This is a genomic window from Planosporangium flavigriseum, from assembly GCF_011947225.1.
In the GTDB taxonomy this organism is placed as follows: Bacteria; Actinomycetota; Actinomycetes; order Mycobacteriales; family Micromonosporaceae; genus Planosporangium; species Planosporangium flavigriseum.
On the sequence record NZ_JAATVW010000004.1, the window covers coordinates 256,835 to 278,917 of the forward strand.

A 22,083-nucleotide genomic window follows, 5' to 3' on the forward strand; every position below is an offset into this window, starting at 1 on the left:
CCTGGACTCCCGGAATCTCCGGGACAGGAGCGGGGCACGGAGGCACAGCGTGTCGATCACGGATGACGTGCGGAAGGCCGGTCCGCGACCACAGGATGGGCGCGGTGGCGAGGGCCCGAGCGGTGAGCGCTCGGGCGAGGACGGAGCGTTTGAGCGGACGCCGCCGCAGGATGTAGCGGCCGAGCAGTCTGTCCTCGGCGGGATGCTGCTGTCCAAGGACGCCATCGCCGACGTCGTCGAGATCCTGCGGGCAAACGACTTCTACAAGCCCGCCCACACGACGATCTTCGAAGCGATCATCGACATCTACGGGCGGGGCGAGCCGGCCGACGCGATCACGGTCGCGGCGGCGCTGCACGACGCGGGTGATCTCGCCCGGGTCGGGGGCGCGGCCTATCTGCACACCTTGATCGCAAGCGTGCCGACCGCGGCCAACGCCTCCTACTACGCGAAGATCGTTGCTGAACGTGCAACGCTGCGCCGGCTCATCGAGGCGGGCACCCGCATCGTCCAGCTCGGCTACGGCAGCGCCAACGGCCAGGGGCGCGACATCGACGACCTGGTCGACATGGCCCAGCAGAGCGTTTACGACATCACTGAGCGACGGACCAGCGAGGACTTCGCATCCATCGCCGAGGTCCTGCAGCCCACGCTCGACGAGATCGAGGCGGTCGGGGCGCAGGGCGGGGTGATGACCGGTGTGCCGACCGGCTTCAGCGACCTGGACCGCTTGCTCAACGGACTACACCCCGGCCAGCTCATCATCGTGGCCGGCCGTCCCGGTCTGGGTAAGTCGACCGCCTCGATGGACTTCGCGCGTAACGCGGCTATCAGGGCGCGGTCGGCGAGCGCCATCTTCTCCCTGGAAATGAGCAAGGTCGAGATCGTCATGCGGGTGCTGTCGGCCGAGGCGCGGGTGCCACTGCACGTGCTCCGGTCGGGGCAGCTCTCCGACGACGACTGGACCAAGCTCGCCCGCTGCATGGGTGAGATCAGCGACGCGCCGTTCTTCGTCGACGACACTCCCAACATGAACCTGATGGAGATCCGGGCGAAGGCCCGGCGGTTGAAGCAGAAGCACGACCTCAAGCTGATCGTCGTCGACTATCTCCAGCTGATGAGCTCACCGAAGCGCACCGAGAGCCGCCAGCAGGAGGTCGCCGAGCTGTCGCGTGGCCTGAAGCTGCTGGCGAAGGAGGTCGAGGCCCCGGTCATCGCGGTGAGCCAGCTCAACCGTGGTCCCGAGCAGCGTACCGACAAGCGACCGCAGCTTTCCGACCTGCGTGAGTCCGGCTCGATCGAGCAGGACGCGGACGTCGTCATCCTGTTGCACCGTGACGACTACTACGACAAGGAGTCGCCGCGCGCCGGCGAGGCCGACTTTATCGTCGCTAAGCACCGTAACGGCCCCACCGACACCATCACGGTGGCCGCACAGCTGCACCTGTCCCGCTTCGTCGACATGGCCATCTAGACCCTGCGCGATCTAGACCCAGGTCAGCAACGCCTCCACCTCCGCGTCGCTGACCTGGTCGAAATCCTCGTACCAGCAGCTCACCGCGTCGAAGTCCGGCGGCTGCACCGGGCAGACGACCTCGTCGGCGACCTCGAGCAACTGGTCGACGGCGAACGGAGAGCCGACCGGCGCCGCGACGACGACCCACCGCGCCCCCAGCCGACGCGTCACCGCCACGCCGGCCCGAGCGCTCGCGCCGGTGGCCAGGCCGTCATCGACCAACACCACGACCTGTCCGCGCAGGTGGAGCCGTGGCCGGCCGCCGCGGTACCGCTGCTCGCGGCGGCGCAGTTCCAGGGCCTCCCGCCGCAGCACGCCCGCCACGGTCTCGGGGGGCACCTGGGCCGCGATGTCCTGGTTGAGAACGCACACACCTTCGGAGCCCAGCGCGCCGAAGGCGACTTCCGGTTCCCACGGAACGCCCAGCTTCCGTACGACGAGCGCGTCGAGGGGTGCCTCGAGGCGCCGGGCGACGGTCGCGGCAACCGGCACACCGCCGCGGACCAGCCCCAGTACGGCCAGGTCCGGACGTCGGGCGTACCGGGCCAGCGCCTCGGCGAGGAGCGCCCCGCCGGCTTCGCGGTCGCGGAAGCTCATCCCCCCTGTGTACGCCGGGCGACCCGGGACCGCGAACCTGATGGCCGCAGCGCCGGCCGCCAGGCCAGGTACGCGACGGGGTACAGCAGGTACCCGAAGCGGGTGGCGGGCATCAGCGCGATCGCGGCGGTCAGCCCGTACGCGCAGATCAGCGCGGCGCTGCCGGCGTCGCGCGGTGGCCGGCGCAGCAGCCGCCATCCGATGAGCAGGCCCGCCACCACTAGCAGCGCCGCCGCCACGACCCGGCCGGCGGGCAGCGCCGTCGCGATCAGGTGTCCGGGAAACGGCGACGCCGCCGGGCTGCCGACGAGGCCGTGCCCGAGGGGGAAGCGGACGAGGTTCTCCACGGCCGAGCCGGGGTTTACGATCACGGCCGGCAGCACAGCCGCGACCGGCAGGCCGAGCGCCGGCGCGGCGTACGCGACGAGCGCCCGCCGGCCGCGCGTAGCGGCGTACGCCAGCAGCACCAGCGCGACCGGCCAGGCGAACAGCTTGAGCGCGGCGGCCAGGCCCACCGCGACGCCGGCCGCGAGCGACCGGCCGACTGCCGCAAAGGCGAGCGCGAGCAGGCAGAGCGCGAGTACCGGAAGATCGTCGCCGCCGACCGCGAGGGTGAGGGCGCAGACCGGCAGTACGGTCGCGGCCTGCGCCGCGCGTACGAGCGCCGCGCCGTGCACCCGGGGCGCGAGTACGGCCAGCGCCGCGACCAGCACGGCTGCGGTGGCCACCGCGAACCACACGCGCGCGTCGGCCCACCACACGTCGCCGGCCAACGCGCGAGGTAATCCGAACAGGGCCATGCCGGGCTGGTAGGGCACGTACCCGAGCAGCCGTTCATCGGCAGGTAGCGCGGCGATCGCGGTGCGGTCCAGGTAGGGCGTGCCGGTCTCCAGCAGGCGCTGACCGGCGTGTTCGACGACGATGACCTCTTCCTGCGCCTGGCCGCGCACGGCGAGCAGGCCCAGCGGCACGAGCGTGGTCGCGACCCAGGCGAGCGCGGTCAGGACGGCACGGCCGGCGATTCCGCCGCGACGGGCGAGCATCTGGACGCATACGCACAGCGCCGCAGCCGCGTACCCGAAGACCGCGATCGCGCCCCAGGCGCGGTGCGGTGCGAGGGTCGAACTGGCCGCAGTGACGAGGGCGAAGACCGCAGACAAGGCGTACAGGGCGAGGTCGACGGCGAGCGGACGGGCCTCGGTACCCTGCGGTTCGCGGGTTGTCGCGGTCGGATCTCCCTGCAGCTGACCGACCATGCGCGTCAGTCTCGCAGATCAGCTGCTCCGGTCGAGGCGCTGGTTGCCGTTGCGCGGGCGTTTCGGGATGCGCACGACCTCCCCCGCCTCATGCAGCGGCCCGGCCAGCCGGCCGGGCCGTCCCCCGAACCCCCGCGCCAACGCGGCGAGCAGCGCGTTCAGCGGCATCGCCCGGGCGAACAGGTACCCCTGGCCGGCGGGGCAGCCGAGCTCCCAGAGCCGCCGCCGCTGGTCTTCGCTCTCCACGCCCTCGGCGACGACCATCACCTGCAGGCTGCGCCCGAGCTCTACCGTTGACCGTACGACCGCAGCCTCGGCCTGCGAATCCATGCCCGAGACGAAGTCCCGGTCGATCTTCAATTCCTGTACGGGCACCCGGGCCAGCGTCGACAGCGACGAGTACCCGGTGCCGAAGTCGTCGAGGGCGAGAACGATGCCGGCCGCGCGCAGCGCTCCGAGCACCTCGTCGACGACCTCGAGCTGGCTGAGCATGAGCGACTCGGTCACCTCGAGAACCAGCGCCTCGGGTGGTAGCCCGTGCCTGCGCAGGCCCGCTTCTATCGAGTCCGGGAAGCGCGGGTCGAGCAGACTACGCGGTGACACGTTGACCGCCACCGGGATGATGTAGCCGGCCGCGCGCCAGGTGACGGCGGCGGAGAGGGCCTGGTTCAGGACGGACTCGGCGAACGCGGCGAGCTGGGTCGATCGTTCGATCGCGTCGAGGAACTTCGCGGGCGGCAGTTCGCCGTGATCGGGGTGGCTCCACCGGGCGAGCGCCTCGGCCGCGATGACTTCGCCGGTGCCGAGATCGACGATCGGCTGGAACTCGACGATGAACTCGTCCTCGGCCAGCGCCCTGGCGAGGTCGCCGCCGAGCACGAGCGAGCCGACGTCGGCGGTGTCCCGGGTGGCGGCGTACCGGGTGACCTGCTGTCCGCTCTTCTTGGCCTGGTACATCGCGATATCCGCGCGGCGGAGCAGTTCGGCGATGTCGGCGGTGCCGTCGGCGACCGAGACGCCTGCGCTCGCCTCGACGCTGATCCGCATGCCGTCGAGGTCCATGGGGGCGGCGATGGTTGCCAGCAACGCCTGTGCCCGCGGCACCGCGACCGGCGGCGCGGGTAGGTCGGTGAGCAGGATGGCGAACTCGTCGCCGCCGAATCGCGTCACGAGGTCGCCGGGCATGGCGGCGGCTTCGAGCCGGCGCCCGATCTCGATGAGCACCTTGTCGCCGGCGGAGTGGCCGAGCGTGTCGTTGACTTCCTTGAACCGGTTGAGGTCGAGCAGCATGAGAGCGGTGACCCCGCGGGCCGGGCCCGCGAGGAGTTCGGTCGTGTACTGCTCCAGGCGGCGCCGGTTGGCGAGCCCGGTGAGCGGATCCTGGGCCGCGGCGAGGGCGTGGCTCTCGGCCAGCCGTCGCGTTTCGGCGTGTGCGGAGGCGTTGCGGATCGCAGTGCACAGCGCGGCGGCGAAGGTCCGGAAGGTGTACTGCTCGCGCTCGGTCAGCGTCACCTTGCCGTGGAAACGCAGGCGCAGCTCGCCTATTGCGGTGTCGCCGTCGTGGCTTTCCAGGGGAACGGCGATCACACTGCCCCGGATCGGCGGCGCCGACTCCGGCCGGCCGTCGTAGATGACCTCCTCGTCGGTGCCACGTACCAGCCGTGCCGGCATCCGCGTCTCGTGAACCTCGACGTCGACCTCGTCGGCGGAGAACAATTCGGCTGCTCGCCTGGCCGCGCTGTGCAGGACCCCGTCGAGTTCGACCGCGTTGAGTTCGTCCGTCGTGCGCGCCAGCCGCTGCCAGGCGGCCCTCTCCTCGCGGTTGCGCACCCGGCTGGCGGAGGAGAGGTGCAGCGTGTACAGCAGCGGAGAAAGCCCCAGGACCAGCCACCGGTCCACCGTCATGATCGCGGTGGCGCCGAGCGCCATGGCGAGGCCGGCTGCTCCTGAGATCACTCGAATGTCCCAGTGCTCGACGAAGCGCTGCCGGATCGATGTCCCGGTCGCCAGCGCGATCACCGGGAAGGCGAGGCTCTCGTCGACGATGGCGTGTACCACTGCGGCAAGTGGCATGACGATCAGGTGGCCGGGAAGGTCCCCGGTCAGCTGACCGGGATCGACCGGCGGTGCGCCGAAAGCGATCATGGTGGCGCAGGCAGCGGTCGCCGTGAGGCTCCCCTTCGCGACGTTGAACCCCAGCTTCATGAGGGGCAAGCGGGCCCTGAGGTTGGCGATGAGCACGCCGAGCGCGAGGCCGATGACGACCCAGCCGAACGACGCCACGGTGGACGCCATCAGCACGGCTGCGGTCTCAGTGGAAAGGTTGACGTTGCTGGAGCGGATGCGGACCCGCACGCCGCTGCTCTTCGCCAGAATGATCAGGCAGGTCAGGGCGACCCGAAACGGCTCGAACGGCCGCCAGTTCTGGACGAGGTCCGCGAGCGCTGCCGTCAATGCGACCAGCCCGCACACGACAACGAGACCAACCAGGAGCCTTAGGCGCCTGTTGGTCGCGTTGTCATCTGTCGTCGTCACATCGTCGTCCTTCGCCCCCTGAATGGTGCCTGGGGAGCGGGGGTCGATGTCAACCCGATCAGGGAATCGGCCGTTACTTCGCGGTACCAGCCGATCATCGGCGCTATCGGCCGGTGTTAGTACCAGTCAACACTACGCATTGTAATCTCCTCGTGATTGCCGCCGGATGTTTCTCCGGCGAACCCCCGCGATCTATCAGTTCTCTCGAGCGCTCTGATCAGAGATTATGAGGAGACCGTTGCAGTTGCCTAATTGTTTTGTCAGCTTGTTCGGCATCTGCGAACTTGGTAATACTTCAGGATAGAAGTCCGAATACACAGTTACGGAGCGTTATTGGCCAAGTGTCGCTGAGTGTCTGCGGCCTTCGGGTGATCCATGCTCGGCTTCGCGTACGCCGACCCCCGCAAACAGTCCTCAATGGGTTCGTCAGTTTCCGCTTACCGCGCGTGCGACCGTCAGCAGACAACTGGCTATCAGGATGACCAGCACCGCCCGCCTAAATCGAACTCTGTCAATTCGCTCGAACAGGTGGTTCCCTATCCACCACCCGAGCAGCACCGCGGGCACGGCGACGGCGCCTACCAGCGCCGCCCGGTCGGTGAGCGCCCCGGTCAACACGAATCCGCCAACTCCCAGAACGCCACCGAGCGAGAACACGGCGGCGAGCGTTCCGCGCAACTCGCGCGGCCCGTACTCCATGGTCTGCATCGCCGCGATCAGCGGCGGGCCGCTCGGGCCCGCGACGGTGGCCAAGACACCGGCCGCCAGTCCCGCGGCCGCGATCGGAGCGAAGCCGCGCGGGAGTCGAGGGGTGCGCCAGGCGAGCGCCGCACAGGACGTCACCGCAAGCGCCACGACCACGCTCAACGCGCGTTCGCTGAGGACGCGTAGCAGCAGAAGTCCGATGGGCATCCCGACTACGAGGGTCGTGAGCAGGACGCCGACGGTCCGCCACCGCACGTGTGTCCGGTCGCGGGCCACCGTGATCGATGCCAGCAGCAGTGCCGGCAGCGCGGTCGCGACGACGGCGAGCCGTGGACCGAACGCCAGGGTCAGCAAGGGCACGGCCACGAGCGAGAAGCCGAAACCGGTGGCGGCCTGGACCGCGGAGGCGACGAGTACGACGACGCAAGCGATCAACAGCATCAGGGCGATTGTCGTACCGCTCGGCCGCCGACCGCCCATGCCGGTACGCATTCCGCACCCGTACGCTCAGGTGGTGACTGAGCGGTTGACACACGTGGACGAGACCGGTGCGGCGCGCATGGTCGACGTGTCGGGCAAAGAGGTGACCGTGCGCCGGGCGGTCGCCACCGGCACCGTCACCACAACCGCCGAGGTGATCGCGCTGCTACGCCGCGACGCCCTGCCCAAAGGGGACGCGCTCGGCGTCGCGCGGATTGCGGGGATCATGGGTGCCAAACGAACCCCGGACCTCATCCCGCTGTGCCATCCGATCGCACTCCACGGCGTCGGCGTCGAGTTGACGCCCCGCGAGAGCAGCGTCGACATCGAGGCCACGGTCAAGACCGCCGACCGTACCGGGGTGGAGATGGAGGCCCTCACCGCGGTGGCCGCCGCCGGGCTTGCCCTGATCGACATGATCAAGGCCGTGGACCCGGCGGCCACCCTGGATCGCGTACGGGTACTGCGCAAGGAGGGCGGCAAGACCGGGCTGTGGGAGCGTCCGTCGTGAAGGCGCGGGTCATCGTCGCCTCGAACCGGGCTTCGGCCGGGGTGTACGCCGACACCAGCGGTCCCCTGCTCGTCGCGGGCCTGCGCGATCTGGGCTGCGACGTGGACGAGCCGGCCGTCGTGCCCGACGGGGAACCCGTGCTGGCCGCGCTGCGGGCCGCCGTCGACGACGGGGTGGACGTGGTCGTCACCAGCGGCGGCACCGGGATCAGCCCGACAGATGCGACACCCGAGATGACCCGTCAGATCCTCGACTACGAGGTCCCCGGTATCGCCGAGGCCATCCGGGCGCACAGCCTGGCCAAGGTCCCGACCGCGGCGCTGTCGCGCGGGTTGGCGGGCGTCGCCGGCCGTACCCTCATCGTCAATCTGCCCGGGTCGAAGGGCGGCGCCCGCGACGGCCTGGCCGTGCTCGGCCCCATCCTCGCGCACGCCGTGGACCAGCTCCGCGGCGGTGACCATTAGGCTCGTACCCGTGACGCCGGTTCCTTGGGATGAAGCACGCGCGGCGGCCTACCGGGCCGGCGCCGCTGCCGCTCGCCCGGCCGCCGAGGTGCCGCTGGCCGAGGCCGACGGTCTGACCCTGGCGGCGCCCCTGGTGACCCTGACTGACCTGCCTGCCTTCCCCACGTCGAGTATCGACGGCTGGGCGGTACGCGGTCCGGCGCCCTGGCGCGTCGTCGGCCGGGTGCTCGCCGGTGACACGGCCCCGCCACTGCCCGACGACGGCACGTGCGTCGAGATCGCCACGGGTGCGATGGTGCCCGCCGGCACCGAGCACATCGTCCGGGTGGAAGAGTCCACCCTCGACAACGGCCTCGTCACCGGGCAGCCGCGGCCGAACCCCGAGTGGCGGGTGCCCGGCGAGGAGGCCGCCCGGGGCGAGGAGTTGCTACCCAGCGGCGCGCCGGTCACGCCGGGGGCGATCGGCCTGGCGGCCTCGTGCGGCTACGACACCGTGTCGGTGCGGCCCGCACCGCGAGCGGCCGTCCTGGTGTTCGGCGACGAGTTGCTGACCTCCGGTCCGCCGGACGCTGGGCGGATTCGCGACGCTCTCGGTCCCCAGATTCCGTCCTGGCTGCGCCGGCTGGGCGCCGCTGTGGACATGTCGGTCGGGCCGGTCAAGGACACGCTCGACGCGCACGTCGACGCGATCCGGGCCGCGCTCGACAGTGGCGCGGACGTGGTGTGCACGACCGGCGGCACGATGCACGGCCCGGTCGATCACCTCCATCCGGCGCTCGCGGAGCTCGGCGCGACCTATGTGGTCAACACGGTCGCGGTCCGGCCAGGGTTCCCGATGCTGCTCGCGGCGCTGCCGGGCGGCAAGTTCCTCGCCGGGTTGCCGGGCAATCCACAGTCGGCGATCGTCGCGTTGACGTCCCTCGTCGCGCCGCTCCTGGCCGGGCTGCAGGGCCGCCCATTGCCTGCGCTGCCGACGGTCACGCTGGGGGCGCCGATCCGCGGTCGCGGCTCGTACACCCACCTGGCTCTGGTACGGATGGACGGTGGTTTGGCGTACCCGGTTTCCCACGTAGGATCGTCGATGCTGCGGGGGCTCGCCCAGTCGGTCGGCTTCGCGGTGGTCGCGCCGGATACCGATGGTGAGAAGGGCGCGACGGTTCCGCTCGTACCGCTGCCGATGCTCGACGGAGAACGGTCATGACCAGTGTGGATGGAGCGACCACGACGGTGGTGGTGACCACCGAGCCGCTCGACGTCGCCGCGCACGAGCGCCTGGTGGCACGGGCGGCGGCCGGAGCGGTGGTGTCGTTCGCCGGTGTCGTGCGCGACCACGACCACGGGCGCGGGGTGCTGGAGCTCGAGTACGAAGGGCATCCGACCGCGGAGCGGGTCCTGGCCGAAGTCGCTGCCGAGATCGCCGCGGACCCTGCCGTGTACGCGGTCGCGGTGTCCCACCGGATCGGGCGGCTGGAGATCGGCGACGTGGCCCTCGCAGCGGCGGTGTCGACGGCGCACCGGGCCGCGGCGTTCGCGGCGTGTGCTCGGCTGGTGGATGAGGTGAAGGCGCGGCTGCCGGTCTGGAAGCGTCAGGTCTTCACCGACGGCACCGAAGAGTGGGTCAACTGCCCCTGATCGGCGTGCGGGCGAGGCTGCGACCCGCGGTCGCCGGCTGGGCCTCGAACACCGGCTCGGCACCCTGCCGCCAGGGCAGCAGGACAACCAGCACGATCAGGGCCAGCGCCAGTGAGTTCTCCATCAACGCGCCGCTCAGGCCGTCGGCATAGTGCGACACGTTCGGCAGCCGGTGCTCGTAGCGCCACATTGGAGAGATGACGAACAGCAGGTACACGCCGAGCGCCGCTGCGGCGTGACGCAGGCCGGCCAGCGCGGGGAAGCGCCCGATGTTGAAGCCCCGCACCGCCCGCCGGCGGCGCAGCGCCACGTCGATCAGGATCACCAGCGCCGGAACGAGAAATACCAGATGGTGCGTCCAGGAGATCGGACAGACGGCGTTGGCCGTCAAGCCCACGATGGTGAACGCGGCGAGTTCGTCGCCTTCGGCGTGCGCCGTCTTCGCCCGCGAGAGCCCGACCGCGAGCAGCAGCGCGGCGAACGCCAGCCACATCAACCTTGGCGTGGTCGGCGAGTCGTAGGCCCTGGCCAGAAGGCCGGCCAACGACTGGTTCGGGGTCGCGTCGACGAAACCGACCCGGTTGGTGTCCCAGACGACGCTACTGAAATAGGCGAGCGACTCCTTGCCGGCGCAGAGGTACGCGAGCAGCGTCGCGCCGATCGTGGTGCCTATCGCGGTGAAGGTGACCCGCCACTGGCGTGTGACCAGGAAGTACACGATGAACAGGCCCGGAGTCAGCTTGACCGCGGTGGCCAGGCCCACGCCGACACCCGCGAACGCGCCGGTCATCCACGCATGTCGCAGCCAGCTCAGCGGGGTCTGTTCGGGGCGCGGACGGATCATCGTGTCACGGTCGAGGGCGGCGCGGCCTCGCCAGCGCAGCGCCGCCAGGTCGGCGATGACGAGGCCGGCGAGGATCAGGTTGATCTGGCCGAAGCCGATCGTCTCGCGTACCGGTTCGGTCGCCCCGGCCAGCGGCACTGCGATCCCGATGGCGAACCAGCGCGGCAGGCCGTACCGGTCGGCGATCGGGCCCACGATCGTGAACAGGATCAACGCCAGGGCGGCGAGATTGAGTAAGGCGTTGACCCACCCGGCAAGCTGTGTGCCGAGCAGCACCATCGGCACCATGGCCAGCGCGGCGAACGGAGGGTACGTGAAGCCGAGCATCGTCCGAGGCGCGACGAACTGGTAGAGATCGCCTCCTTCGGTCCACCACACCACCGCGCCGTGATAGATCCGGAGGTCGAAGAAGTCGTACTGCCGACCGAACGCGCGCACGGCCCATACCGCAATGAGAGCGGTGGTGGCGACGATGCCAATCCGTACGAACGCGGTCGACCAGACCTGCCGGGCGACACGGTGGAATGTGGCGAGAAGAGACGGCCGTCCATCGACGGTCGCCGGCATACGGTTGCCACCCCCGCACTGCTGTCGGTTATCTCGCTCTCGTCCGACAAGCAGCGTAGAACGGTCCGCCACGCACCACCTCCAGCGTTATCCGACCGTGTCCCATCGCACACGAGTCGGTGACCTGTACGCGCGTGCTAACTCACTGCTGTTTTGCGGTGTTATCACCGCCGGAGAGGCGAATAGTCGGCGCGGGACCTTGTTGTTATTGTTTCGCGCTAATTGGCGGATGACGATGTTTAGCCAGGTAGGAGCCCTCCGGCCGTCGACTTCACCGCCTGCTTGGCATCCCTGGCCGCGGTATGGGCGGTGCGCTGCGCATCCTGTGCGGCTCGCCTGGCCTCCTTCGCGGTCAGCTGCGCTGCTCGCTTCGTCTCCTTGGTGGTGGTGTGGGCGGCGCGCTTGACCGAGTCCTGGGCGTGCTCGGCGAGGTGGCTCGTACGCCATGCCAGCCCGGGCTTGCCTTCGGTGTCCACGGCCGCGAGGAGCAGGCCACCCATCAGGCCGAGGTTCTTGAGAACTTCGGGGCGGTCGATCGGCTGGCCTCCCGGCTCCGCCTCCGACCACAGGTCCTGCCCCGCCACAGTAGACGGAACCAGCGAAGCGGCGAGCGCGAGGGCGACCGGCCGGGTGAAGGTGTTGGTGGCCAGCATGACGCCGCCGACCATCTGCACGATTCCGGTGGTGCGTGCCAGGGCGCGTGGATCGGTGGGCAGGCCGACGGCCTCCAGGGTGGACCCGAGCCGCTCTGTCACCTTCGCGGCGGTGTCGGCGAACCGGTCGGGATTGTTGTACGCATCCAGCCCGCCGCGGACGAAGACCGCTGCGAGGAGGGCACGAGCTACGGTACGAACTGGGTTCATGCGCGGGCCTTTACCCGTCACCGGCCGGCTTTATCCGTCTCGACGGACATGAATTCGCTCAGTTATCCACCGAGGGCTGGGAGCGTAGGTACCGGCCGAAGTGAGGCACCGTGAACGCGACCGTGCCCCGTTCGCCGGAGTAGATGAGCCCCTTCTTGATGAGGGTGTCCCGGGCCGGGGAGAGGCTGGCCGGCTTGCGCCCCAGTACCTTTGCGATCTCGGCCGTGGAGACGGCCGTGTCCATGTCGTCGGCGTCGGCAAGCGCGGCCATCGTGCGCATGTACTCGCGTTCGGCCGGCGTTGCCCGCTCGTACCGGGAGCCGAAGAAGCCGACCGCCAGTTCGGCCTCGGCCTCCGGCGCCGCGACCCGTACGTCGGCGCCCGTGATCGGGGTACGCGGAGCGTGGTCCCAGGTCGCCTTGCCGTACGCCTGCACGAAGTACGGGTAGCCACCGGACATTTCGTAGAGGATGTCCAGCGCCTTCGTCTCGTACTCGACGCCCTCACGTGCGGCGGGAGCGCTGAACGCCTGGTCGGCGGAGAGCCGGTCGAGGCGGTCGATCCGCTGGTACTTAAACAGCCGCTCGGAGTACGACTTGGACGCCGACAGCACGGCCGGTAGGTGGGGTAGTCCGGCGCCGACCACGATCAGTGGCGCGCCGGTCTGGGACAGTTCGTGGCAGGCGGCGCACAGGGCCGACACGTCGTGCGCGGGCACGTCCTGCATCTCGTCGATGAACAGCGCGATCCCGGTGCCCACGTCGGTGGCGACGCTCGCCGCGTCGGTGAACAGCTCGACCAGGTCGATCTCGATGTCACCAGAATCGGCGCGGCCGCGCGCGGCCGGCACGTCGATGCCGGGGTTCCAGCGGTCGCGCAGCTTCGCGTTGTCAGGGACGGCGCGGGCGCCGAACGCCTTCAGTACGCCCAAGAAGTCGTCGATGCGGTCCGGTGCGCGATGGTGCGGGGCGAGTTCGCGTACGGCCATGTGCAGCGCGGCCGCGATCGGCCGGCGCAGGGACTGGTCGGGCCGGGCCTCCACCTTCCCGGTGCCCCACAGTCGGCCGATCGCCGCCGAGCGCAGCGAATTGAGCAGGACGGTCTTGCCGACGCCGCGCAGGCCGGTGAGGACGAGTGAGCGCTCGGGGCGGCCCCGAGCGATTCGTTCGAGGACTACCTCGAACATCTCCAACTCGCGGTCACGCCCGGCCAGCTCGGGTGGCCGCTGCCCGGCTCCCGGCGCGTAGGGATTGCGAACCGGATCCACAATGGAGCACCGTATCGGGATGTCTAGGGCAACCGCTAGATGTCCATAGAGCAATCTCGACGGCACGGGTCGTCGAGATTGCTCTTGGGTTATCTAGAAGAAATGCTAGATAGAGCTAGAAGTCGCTACTTCTGCTGCTTCAGACAGAGCACGAAGTCCTCGGTGTTTTCGGAGCTGTCGAAGAAGTAGTTGTGCGTGTACCCCGGAGTGCCGTCGCACTTCTTCTTGTCGGTCGTCTCCGGGAACTTCTTGATCACCTCGTACGTGTCCTTGGTGCAGGCGACCTTGCGCATCCGCGGAGCCTCGTTGGAGCCGTCGTTGACCAGGCAGTCACCGACTTTGGCGATGAGCGCGTCGTTGCCGATCCCCGCGGCGTCGCTGCTCCCGGCGCTCGGCGTCGGCTCAGCCTGTGGTTCCACGCTCGCCGGCGCCGGCGCCGGGACCGGCTGTGCCGCCGGCTTCCCCACCGCGGTGTTGTTGTCGGTGCCCTTGTTGGAGGACAGGTACACGCCGGTCGCGACCGCCCCGGCCGCGATCAGGGCCAGCGCCGCGACAGCCGCGATGACCAGACGTGAGCCACTCCGCTTCGGTCGCTCCGGTGCCGGCTTCGAAACCGGCCACGTCTGCTCGTCCCGGACGCCGGGTTGCGGCACGGCGGGTGCTTGCACGTACTGCGTCGGCTGCTCGGAGGCCGCCGGTTGTCCGTACTCCGACTGTTCCAGGTACGTGGTCTGTTCGGGGTACGCGGCGGTCTGCTCGGTGTATGCGGGCGGCTGATCATAGGGTGCGGGCTGCGCGGGGATCGGCTGCCGCAGGTACCCGGGATGCTGGGCATAGCCGGGCTGCCCAGCGTGCTGCGGCGGCGCCGGGTACTGGGGTGGTGCCGGGTACTGGGGTGGTGCCGGGTACGCAGGTGGTGCCGGGTACGCAGGTGGTGCCGGGTACTGGGGTGGTGCCGGGTACTGGGGTGGTGCCAGGTACGCAGGTGGTGCCGGATGCGATGGCGGCACCGAGTGCTGGGGTGGCGGCGCTTCGTTGGGGCGCCCACCGGGGGAGCCCGGGGCCGCCACACTGCCCCACGCCGCGGCGATCCCGTACGGATCGTCCGGCTTTGAGTATGGGTTTTTCTGCTGGCCGCCGCGCCACGGATCCTGCGGCTCACCTGCGGGACGCGGCCCACCAGGTGGTCCGGACGTCGACATGTGGCTCCTCCCGGTCGTCCGTCGCGCCCACGACACTCGCGGGCGGCAAGTCGTTCCCCGTCACCGTAGCGTGATGCTCTGACGACCTCATCTCACGAGCGAAAGCTGGCCGCAGGTGGGCGCGGCGCCCGCTCCGACGGTGCCCGGGTCCCATCCACCGGACGCCGGCATGCGGCTCCCCCATCCACCTGATAGTCCACAGGTTCGCTTGGGCATTTTCCGAGTTCAGCAGCCATGGAAATGTGGTTGTCCACAGCCTGTGGCGGTATTGTCCACAAGGCTGTGCACAGCGCGTACCCGGCGCGGTAGGTTGCGCCGATGCTCCGGGTGCTCATCGCCATGGTGGCCGGCGTAGCTACCGGTCCCCTGCTCACCAAGACCATTTCCGGATACGCGCGACCGCCCGCTACCGGCGCGGCGGCGGTGACGGCGGCCGGGGCGTTCGCCGTGCTCGCCTGCCGCGTCACCGCACCGCTGGCGCTCGCGGCGCTCTGCTGGGTGGCCGGTCTCGGGATCGCGCTCGGATTCGTGGACGCCGCCCGGCACCGACTCCCCGACCGGCTCACCATGCCGGCGTTCGCCGGGGCGCTCGCGCTGCTGACCGCCGACGCGCTTGTGGGCGGCAGGTTCGCGGCCCTCGCCTCGGCTGTGCTGTCCGGACTCGCCATGGCCGGCTTCTACGCCGTACTGGTGCTGGTCAACCCGGCGGGGATGGGCGCTGGAGACGCGAAACTCGGCTTGAGCGTGGGCACCGGTCTCGGCTGGCTCGGCGGTGACGTGGCGTTCCTCGGCGCGCTGGCCGGCCTGGCGCTCGCGTCCGCGTACGCGATGGTTCTGTTGAGCCGCGGCCGGATCTCGCGGACGGCCCGGTTGGCGCACGGTCCGTTCATGCTGCTCGGGGCGGTGCTGGCGGTCGCGGTCACCGGCTGACGCCCGGTAAACCGCCCCTGTTCAGCAAGAGGGGATCAGAGCAGCCGGAGCTGCCGGTCCCGCGGCTTACGGGGCGCGTCGCCGCCCCGCCGCTCCAACAGCCCGGGGTCGATCGACGACAGGAACGGTGACGGTGCCATCTCCCGCTCCGAGCCGTGACGGAAGCGCTTGCGGGTGTGGCTGAGGTACAGCCGGTCCTGCGCGCGGGTCAGGCCGACGAAGAACAGCCGCCGCTCCTCGGCGATGTCGTCGTCGCTGAGCTCGGCGCCGGGATGCCGCAGCGGCAGCAGGCCGTCCTCACAGCCGACCAGGAACACCACCGGGAACTCCAGGCCCTTGGCGGCGTGCAGGGTCAGCAGCGCGACCCGGTCGGCCCGTGGGTCCAGGGCGTCGACCTCCGCGCCGGTCGCCAGTTCGCGCAGGAACCGCTCCAGGTCGTCGCCGCAGCGCAGCGCGAGCGGGGTGAGCAGGTCGACGGCCATGTGGACATCTTCGGGTCGCAGGCCGTGGTCCGTGTCGTCGAGCGCCGGCTGGTCGCAGCGCGCCGCGAGGACCTGCCCGACCAGCCGTACGCGAGCCGCAAGCGAGCCGGACAGCCCGGTGGCGAAGCGCACCTCCCGGGCGAGCGCCGCGACGCCGGGCCGGTCGAGCAGCCGGTCGTGCGAGCGCTTCTGGACCGGGATCCCGGCCCGCGACAGCGCGTCGACGATTGCTGCTGCCTGCGCGTCGGTGCGGTACAGCACCGCGATGTCGGAGAACGACAGCCCGCCGTCCGGGGTGGACCGCGAGTCGACCCGGCCGGAGTCCAGCGAACGGTGCGACACGCCGCCGACCAGTTCGTCGATCGTACGGACGACGAAGTCGGCCTCGTCGGCCACGGACGGCGCGGAGTACAGCACGACCTGCGGCGCCTCTGGATCCACGCGGGCCGGGTCGAGGCGGCGCCCCGGTACGAGCGTCGTCGGGGCGATGGCCTGGCACGCGGTGGCGAGGATCGGCGCCGAGGAGCGGTAGTTGCGGGTGAGCCGGACCATCCGGGCATCGGTGAAGTCGGACGCGAACCGCAGGAAGAACGACACCTCGGCGCCGCGGAACGAGTAGATCGCCTGGTCGGGGTCGCCGATCGCGTACAGGTTGCCGTCCGGTGGGCACAGCAGGCGCAGCAGCGCGTACTGAACCGGGTCGACGTCCTGGTACTCGTCGACGAAGATCCACCGCCAGCGCGCCCGGTACTCGTCGGCCAGCGAGGGCGAGGTGGTCAGCAGGGACACCGGCAACGAGACCAGTTCGTCGAGGTCGACGAGGTCTCTGGCGCGGAGCGCCTTCCCGTAGGCGTCGCTTCCGGCCACGTCGGCGAGCGCCCGGCGCACGTCCCGCTCCGACGCCGCCTCCCCCAGCCCGGACACCTCCGCGGCGACCGCCAGCCGCTCGGCCTCCTCGGCGATGCGGAACTCAGGCGACAGCCCGACCGCCGCCGCGTTATCCCGCAGGATCGCGAGGCCCAGGGCGTGGAACGTGCTGACCGTGATGTCCTCGGCGACCGGCCCGAGCAGCCCGTCCAGGCGCTGGCGCAGCTCCTCGGCGGCCCGGCGGGTGAACGTGATCGCCAGGCACTGCTCGGGGAAGACGCCTAACTCGGCGCAGAGGTACGCGATCCGGTGGGTGAGCGTACGGGTCTTACCCGTGCCGGGGCCGGCGACGATCAGCATCGGGCCGCCCGGTGCGGACGCGGCCACCCGCTGCATGGCGTCCAGCCGGTCCAGCAGCCCGGTGCCGACCTCCTCCATGCCGGCGAGCATCGGCTCGAACGGCTCGTGGGGTGACTGCTGCGGGGCGAGCGGCGGTGGTGGCGTCTCGCTCTTGCGCTGCTTGGGGGTGGCCTTCTTGGCTTTCGGCGCAGCGCCGGCCGCCGGGGTCGGCTTCGGCTTCGGCTTCGACCGCTGTTTTGGCACGGGTACGTCGAAGAGCGTGTCGGCGCCCGCGTCGACGTGTAACTCGTCGGGCTCGAAGAGCCGGATCACGCCGTACTCGCCGTCGTAACCGGCGGTGCGGTGCACCCGGCCCGCGCGCAGCCGGCCGATCGCCTCGCCCAGCAGTTCGCCGCCGACGCGGGTCACCTCGTCGAGCGGGGCGTGGCGCAGGATCGAAAGCTCCGGCCCGAGGGCGGCGACGAGCGTGTTGAGCTGGCCGGTGACGGTCTTGGACTTCGGGCCGACCCGGTTGATCTCGCCGAGGATCTCGGCGAGCTGGATCAGGTGCTCGACGGTCGGGGCAGGCTCTGGCCGGTAGCCGGAAGGCCGGTCGGCCAGCTCCTCGACCCGGTGCAGGACCCCGATGGTGAGCGGCTTGCCGCACACGGGGCAGCGGCCGCCGGCCTCGCGGCTGCGCGCCGGCTCCCAGTTGACCTTGCACGCCCGGTGGCCGTCCGCGTGGTACTTGCCCTCTTCGGGGAAGAACTCGATCGTGCCGTGCAGTCCGTCACCGGTGCGCAGCGCGTTTTTCACCGCGTAGTAGTCAAGATCGGCGGTGAGGACGGTCGCCTCGCGGGCGAGCGCAGGGGCGGAGTGGGCGTCGGAGTTGGAGACCAGGCGGTACCGGTCGAGGCTGGATACCCGCCAGTTCATCTCGGGGTCCGAGGAGAGCCCGGTCTCGACCGCGAAGATGTTGTCGGCCAGGTCGGCGTAGCAGTCGGCGATCGCGTCGAAGCCCGACTTCGAGCCGAGCGCCGAGAACCAGGGCGTCCAGATGTGCGCCGGCACCAGGTACCCGTCGGGGCTGGCCTCCAGGGTGATCTCGAGCAGGTCGCGGGAGTCGAGGCCGAGGATCGGCCGGCCGTCGGCCCCGAGGTTGCCGATGCGCCCCAGCGCGGTGTTGAACCGGGCCACCGCGTCGAGGTCGGGCAAGTAGATCAGGTGGTGGACCTTGCGGGTACGGTCGCCGCGCTTGTAGATCGTCGAGATCTCCACCGAGAGCATGAACCGGACGGGCACGTCCTCGGCGGCGAGGCGCGGTGGCAGCGTACGCAGCACCTCCGCCTCGCGATCCGGGTGCAGTCGGTAGAGGCCCGGCTCGGCCGGGACCAGCGACTCGCGGAGGTGATCGTGCCAGGCCGGGTGGGTGAAGTCGCCAGTGCCCAGGAGGGTGATGCCCTTGCGCCGCGCCCACCAGCTCAGGTTGTCGAGATTGAGGTCACGACTGCAGGCGCGCGAGTACTTGGAGTGGATGTGCAAGTCCGCCACGTACGAGGGCACGAGCCATCCTAGTCACAGTGCGTGTCGCAGTTGCGTACCGGCACGCTTTTACTCAGCGCGCAGCTCGATCAGGGTGACGTCCGGCGGGGCGCCGACGCGGACCGGCGGGCCCCAGAAGCCGGCGCCGCGGGTGACATAGAGCTGTGTGTCCCCGAAGCGGGCGTACCCGGAGATCACCGGCTGCTGCAGGCGTACCAGGTAGCTGAACGGGAAGATCTGCCCACCGTGGGTGTGGCCGGACAGTTGCAGGTCGACGCCGTGCTTTTGTGCATCGGTGACCTGGATCGGCTGGTGGGCCATGAGGACCACCGGCTTCGCCGGGTCACGGCCGCTCAGGGCCCGCTCGTAGTCCGGCCCGTCGCCGTAGTTGCCGCCGGTCACGTCGTTGACGCCGGCCAGGTCGAGGCCGTCGATCTCGACCCGCTGGTTGCGCAGCACGGTCAGGCCGAACGACTCGACCTCGGGGATCCACTCCTGGAAACCGGAGAAGTACTCGTGGTTGCCGGTGACGAAGAACGACCCGCGCCGGCTTCGGAGCCCCGCCAGGGGCTGCGCCGCGCTGCCCAGTTCGGCCACGGTGCCGTCGACGAGGTCACCGACGACGGTGACGAGGTCGGCGTCGAGCCGGTTGATGATGTCGACGATGCGCTGGGTGTGGCCGCGGCCGAGGAGCGGGCCGAGGTGGATGTCGGAGACCACGGCGATCCGGAACCCGTCCATGCTCCGGGGCAGCTTGCGCAGGCTGATCTGCTGCCGGGCCACCCGGGGCGCGCTGAGCGCGGTGTGGGTGCCGACGGCGGTCGTCCCGACGGCGGTCAAGCCGGCGACGATCGCCGCGGAGCGAGCCAGCAGGAGCCGCCGGGACGGGTCGGGCAGGTCGGGTGTGGCGGGTTCCACGGTTCCGGGCTGCGGGGTGGCGGTGCTCTGATCCGCGCCGACCAGGGCCGGTGCCGGCTCGGCGACGTCCCTCCGGGCGCCCCGGACCCAGGGGCGCAGCGCGAGGCGCGGTAGCTCCAGCACCAGGAGGATGCTGAACGCCAGGAACATCACCGACAGCCACAGGTAGCCGGGCCAGGCGAGCACGCGCTGCTGCGCCATCGGCAACGTGCGTCCGGCGATGACCGTGGTGGGTGCCAGCAGGGCCAGCACGACGATCAGGACCGTGCCGGCGCGGCGCCAGGGCCCCGGCCGGGTGGTGTCGCGTACCAGCCGACGCCACAGGTACCAGTGGATCACGCCCACCATCAGCGCGACGATGAGCAGGAACGCTGCGACGATCACGGGTCAGCCGCCCGCGAACGGCGGGAGCACGTCGACGGTGGCGTCCGCGGGCAGCGCGGCCTGCCAGTCGCGGCAGACCTGCTCGTCGACGAGGAACGACGCGACCGCGAAGACCTTTTCCAGGCCCGGGCCGTGCTTGGCGGACAGCGCCTCGACGAGTTGGTCGAGCGTCGCCGCTTCGACCTGCTCCTCCATCGTGCCGGCCGCGGCACGCGCGCCGGCGAAGTATCGCACCGTGACCATCGCCCCGGCTCAGCCCCCGATCGCAGACATAGGACGGGCTGGCTGCAGGAACGACGGATCGTTGATGCCGTGCCCGGGCAGCTTGCCCCACATCGCCTCGCGCCACAGCCCTGCCAGGTCGTCGTCGGAGCCGCCCGCCCGCAGCACGTCCCGCAGGCTGGTCTCCTCCCGGCTGAACAGGCAGTTGCGCACGGCCCCGTCGGCGGTCAGCCGGGTGCGGTCGCAGGCGCGGCAGAACGGCTGGCTCACGCTCGCGATCACGCCGACCCGGGCCGGCGCGCCGTCCGGCGTCACGTGGCCGGCGACCAGCCAGGTCTCCGCGGGCGCGCCGCCGCGCTCGGCCGGGTCGGGCAGCAGTTCGTACGCCTGCCGGAGCCGGGCCAGGATCTCGTCGGCCGTGACCATGTTCTCGCGCCGCCAGGTGTGGCCGGCGTCGAGCGGCATCTGCTCGATGAACCGCAGCTCGTACCCCCGCTGCAGGGCGAACGCCAGCAGCGGCACGGCCTCGTCCTCGTTGATGCCGCGCATCAGGACAGTGTTGATCTTTATGGGTTTCAACCCGGCGGCCTCGGCCGCGGCGATCCCGGCGAGCGTGTCGTGGAGCCGCCGGCGGTGGGCGAGCTGGCTGAACCGGTCGGCGTCGAGCGTGTCGAGCGAGACGTTGACCCGATCCAGCCCGGCCGCCGCAAGTGGTCCGGCCAGCCGCTCCAGACCGATCGCGTTGGTCGTCAGCGACAGGCGGGGACGCGGCTGGAGCGCCGCCGCGGCCTCGACGATGCCCACCAGCCCCTGGCGGAGCAGCGGCTCGCCGCCGGTGAACCGGACTTCGCGGACGCCCAGGCGCTCCACCGCGACGCGCACCAGCCGCCCGATCTCGTCTGTGGTCAGCAGATCGGGCCCGGGCAGCCAGGGCAGGCCTTCCGGGGGCATGCAGTACGTGCAGCGCAGGTTGCACCGATCGGTGAGGGAGACGCGCAGGTCAGTCGCGACGCGCCCGTACCGATCAATCAACCCCGCCTCGGTGGTCATGATGGCACCGTACCCGCTGCGTACGACATCAGTACCCACCAACCGCGTCGGCTGCGGCCAGCACCGAGGACCGGTACGCCCCGTCGAACAGCGCCGTGTGCACGAGCAGCAGGTACAGCTGGTGCAGGGGAACCCGCTCGCGCCACCCGGCAGCCAGCGGCCAGGCCTCGTCGTAGGCGGCCACGATCCGTTCCAAGTGGGGCGCCCCGCCGAACAGCGCCAGCAGCGCGAGGTCGGTCTCGCGGTGGCCGCCGTGGGCCGCCGGGTCTACCAGCCATACCCGGTCGGCCGACCACAGCAGGTTGCCCGGCCACAGGTCGCCGTGGGTACGCGCGGGCGGCTCCGCGCCCGCTTCGCCCGCGTACGCGTCGATGTTCTCGATGATCCGGTCGACCCGGGCGGCGTCGGCGCACGACAGTGCGCCGTTGTCGAGGGACATCCGCAGGTAGGGCACCAGCCGGTTGGCGGCGAACCACGCGGGCCACGGCCCGGCGGACGGCTCGTTGGGCATCGGTAGCGAGCCGATGTAGCCGGGCCAGTCGGCACCGAACGCCGGCGCCCCGGCGCGGTGCAGCGCCGCCAACTCGCGCCCCAGCCGCTCGGCGGCTGCCGGCCCCGGCCGCGCCGGCTCGACCCACTCCAGCGCCAGCATTCCGGGTAGCTCGGCGATGACCTCGGGTACGGGCACCGCGTCGGCCGCGCGCAGCCAGCGCAGCCCGTCGGCCTCGGCGGCGAAGAAGCCGGACGGCGCGCTCTCGAGCGACTTGGTGAACACCGACTCTCCGGTGTCGAACGTGAGCCGGCTGGCGGTGCAGATCGAGCCACCCGCGACCGGAGTCTCCCGGATCCGCTGGTGCGTCAGGAACGTCGGGAGGTGGTGCGGGTGCTCTCGCAGGTACGCCAGGTCCAC

Annotated in this window: 19 protein-coding genes; 6 read left to right on the forward strand and 13 right to left on the reverse strand. The window is 70.7% G+C overall.

The window, feature by feature from the left end; translation table 11 throughout:
• Positions 1-49: 49 nt before the first annotated feature.
• Positions 50-1,474 (forward strand): replicative DNA helicase, encoded by a 1,425-nt coding sequence (dnaB, locus tag HC028_RS08275; RefSeq protein ID WP_239075253.1) that lies wholly within the window; start codon positions 50-52, stop codon positions 1,472-1,474.
• A 12-nt stretch (positions 1,475-1,486) separates the two neighbouring features.
• On the opposite strand, the gene HC028_RS08280 is transcribed toward dnaB, so the two are convergent.
• The 4 genes from HC028_RS08280 to HC028_RS08295 all read right to left on the reverse strand — a co-directional run bounded on the left by HC028_RS08280 (position 1,487) and on the right by HC028_RS08295 (position 7,050).
• Complete coding sequence (locus HC028_RS08280) at positions 1,487-2,113, reverse strand: phosphoribosyltransferase (protein WP_168074817.1); 627 nt, start codon at positions 2,111-2,113, stop codon at positions 1,487-1,489.
• Positions 2,110-3,369: a glycosyltransferase 87 family protein gene (locus HC028_RS08285; protein ID WP_168074827.1), complete on the reverse strand. Its 1,260-nt coding sequence runs from the start codon at positions 3,367-3,369 to the stop codon at positions 2,110-2,112. Before HC028_RS08285 ends, HC028_RS08280 begins: the two co-directional genes overlap by 4 nt.
• An 18-nt stretch (positions 3,370-3,387) precedes the next feature.
• On the reverse strand, positions 3,388-5,904 hold the full coding sequence (locus tag HC028_RS08290) for a putative bifunctional diguanylate cyclase/phosphodiesterase (RefSeq protein ID WP_168074829.1): 2,517 nt from the start codon (positions 5,902-5,904) through the stop codon (positions 3,388-3,390).
• A 426-nt stretch (positions 5,905-6,330) separates the two neighbouring features.
• Positions 6,331-7,050, reverse strand: coding sequence for a sulfite exporter TauE/SafE family protein (locus HC028_RS08295; RefSeq protein ID WP_168074831.1), 720 nt, complete (start codon positions 7,048-7,050; stop codon positions 6,331-6,333).
• Between the two features lie 73 nt (positions 7,051-7,123).
• Here HC028_RS08295 and moaC point away from each other — a divergent pair, with 73 nt between their 5' ends.
• From moaC to HC028_RS08315, 4 genes are read left to right on the forward strand one after another with little or no spacing between them, the layout of a single operon-like run.
• Complete coding sequence (moaC, locus tag HC028_RS08300) at positions 7,124-7,600, forward strand: cyclic pyranopterin monophosphate synthase MoaC (RefSeq protein ID WP_203981138.1); 477 nt, start codon at positions 7,124-7,126, stop codon at positions 7,598-7,600.
• Positions 7,582-8,064, forward strand: coding sequence for a MogA/MoaB family molybdenum cofactor biosynthesis protein (locus HC028_RS08305; protein WP_168074835.1), 483 nt, complete (start codon positions 7,582-7,584; stop codon positions 8,062-8,064). Before moaC ends, HC028_RS08305 begins: the two co-directional genes overlap by 19 nt.
• 10 nt (positions 8,065-8,074) lie before the next feature.
• A complete protein-coding gene (locus tag HC028_RS08310; protein ID WP_168074837.1) occupies positions 8,075-9,265 on the forward strand; it encodes a molybdopterin molybdotransferase MoeA in 1,191 nt (396 codons plus the stop codon).
• Positions 9,262-9,696: a molybdenum cofactor biosynthesis protein MoaE gene (locus HC028_RS08315; RefSeq protein ID WP_168074839.1), complete on the forward strand. Its 435-nt coding sequence runs from the start codon at positions 9,262-9,264 to the stop codon at positions 9,694-9,696. Before HC028_RS08310 ends, HC028_RS08315 begins: the two co-directional genes overlap by 4 nt.
• On the opposite strand, the gene HC028_RS08320 is transcribed toward HC028_RS08315, so the two are convergent.
• The 4 genes from HC028_RS08320 to HC028_RS26995 all read right to left on the reverse strand — a co-directional run bounded on the left by HC028_RS08320 (position 9,683) and on the right by HC028_RS26995 (position 14,439).
• Positions 9,683-11,107, reverse strand: coding sequence for a glycosyltransferase 87 family protein (locus HC028_RS08320; protein ID WP_168074848.1), 1,425 nt, complete (start codon positions 11,105-11,107; stop codon positions 9,683-9,685). The genes HC028_RS08315 and HC028_RS08320 overlap by 14 nt on opposite strands.
• 239 nt (positions 11,108-11,346) lie before the next feature.
• Positions 11,347-11,970: a DoxX family protein gene (locus HC028_RS08325; protein WP_168074850.1), complete on the reverse strand. Its 624-nt coding sequence runs from the start codon at positions 11,968-11,970 to the stop codon at positions 11,347-11,349.
• A gap of 58 nt (positions 11,971-12,028) precedes the next feature.
• Entirely contained in the window at positions 12,029-13,237 is a 1,209-nt protein-coding gene (locus tag HC028_RS08330) for an ATP-binding protein (RefSeq protein WP_168074852.1), read from the reverse strand.
• A 125-nt stretch (positions 13,238-13,362) separates the two neighbouring features.
• Positions 13,363-14,439, reverse strand: coding sequence for an LppU/SCO3897 family protein (locus tag HC028_RS26995; protein WP_203981137.1), 1,077 nt, complete (start codon positions 14,437-14,439; stop codon positions 13,363-13,365).
• Positions 14,440-14,757: 318 nt separating this feature from the next.
• On the opposite strand from HC028_RS26995, the gene HC028_RS08340 reads away from it, so the two are divergent.
• On the forward strand, positions 14,758-15,369 hold the full coding sequence (locus tag HC028_RS08340) for a prepilin peptidase (RefSeq protein ID WP_168074854.1): 612 nt from the start codon (positions 14,758-14,760) through the stop codon (positions 15,367-15,369).
• A 35-nt stretch (positions 15,370-15,404) separates the two neighbouring features.
• Here HC028_RS08340 and HC028_RS08345 read toward each other — a convergent pair whose 3' ends face one another.
• The 5 genes from HC028_RS08345 to HC028_RS08360 are packed head-to-tail and all read right to left on the reverse strand — an operon-like array spanning position 15,405 to position 22,083.
• Positions 15,405-18,620 carry a UvrD-helicase domain-containing protein gene (locus HC028_RS08345; RefSeq protein ID WP_168074856.1) on the reverse strand — a complete coding sequence of 1,072 codons (3,216 nt, stop codon included), beginning with the start codon at positions 18,618-18,620 and terminating at the stop codon, positions 15,405-15,407.
• Positions 18,621-18,668: 48 nt separating this feature from the next.
• The gene (locus HC028_RS08350; protein WP_203981144.1) at positions 18,669-19,865 is read right to left on the reverse strand and encodes a metallophosphoesterase; all 1,197 of its coding nucleotides are present in this window, start codon (positions 19,863-19,865) and stop codon (positions 18,669-18,671) included.
• A gap of 39 nt (positions 19,866-19,904) precedes the next feature.
• On the reverse strand, positions 19,905-20,144 hold the full coding sequence (locus HC028_RS27000) for a MoaD/ThiS family protein (protein ID WP_203981136.1): 240 nt from the start codon (positions 20,142-20,144) through the stop codon (positions 19,905-19,907).
• 9 nt (positions 20,145-20,153) lie between these two features.
• Positions 20,154-21,173 carry a GTP 3',8-cyclase MoaA gene (gene moaA / locus HC028_RS08355; protein WP_168074858.1) on the reverse strand — a complete coding sequence of 340 codons (1,020 nt, stop codon included), beginning with the start codon at positions 21,171-21,173 and terminating at the stop codon, positions 20,154-20,156.
• Between the two features lie 28 nt (positions 21,174-21,201).
• Positions 21,202-22,083: a fructosamine kinase family protein gene (locus HC028_RS08360; protein ID WP_168074860.1), complete on the reverse strand. Its 882-nt coding sequence runs from the start codon at positions 22,081-22,083 to the stop codon at positions 21,202-21,204.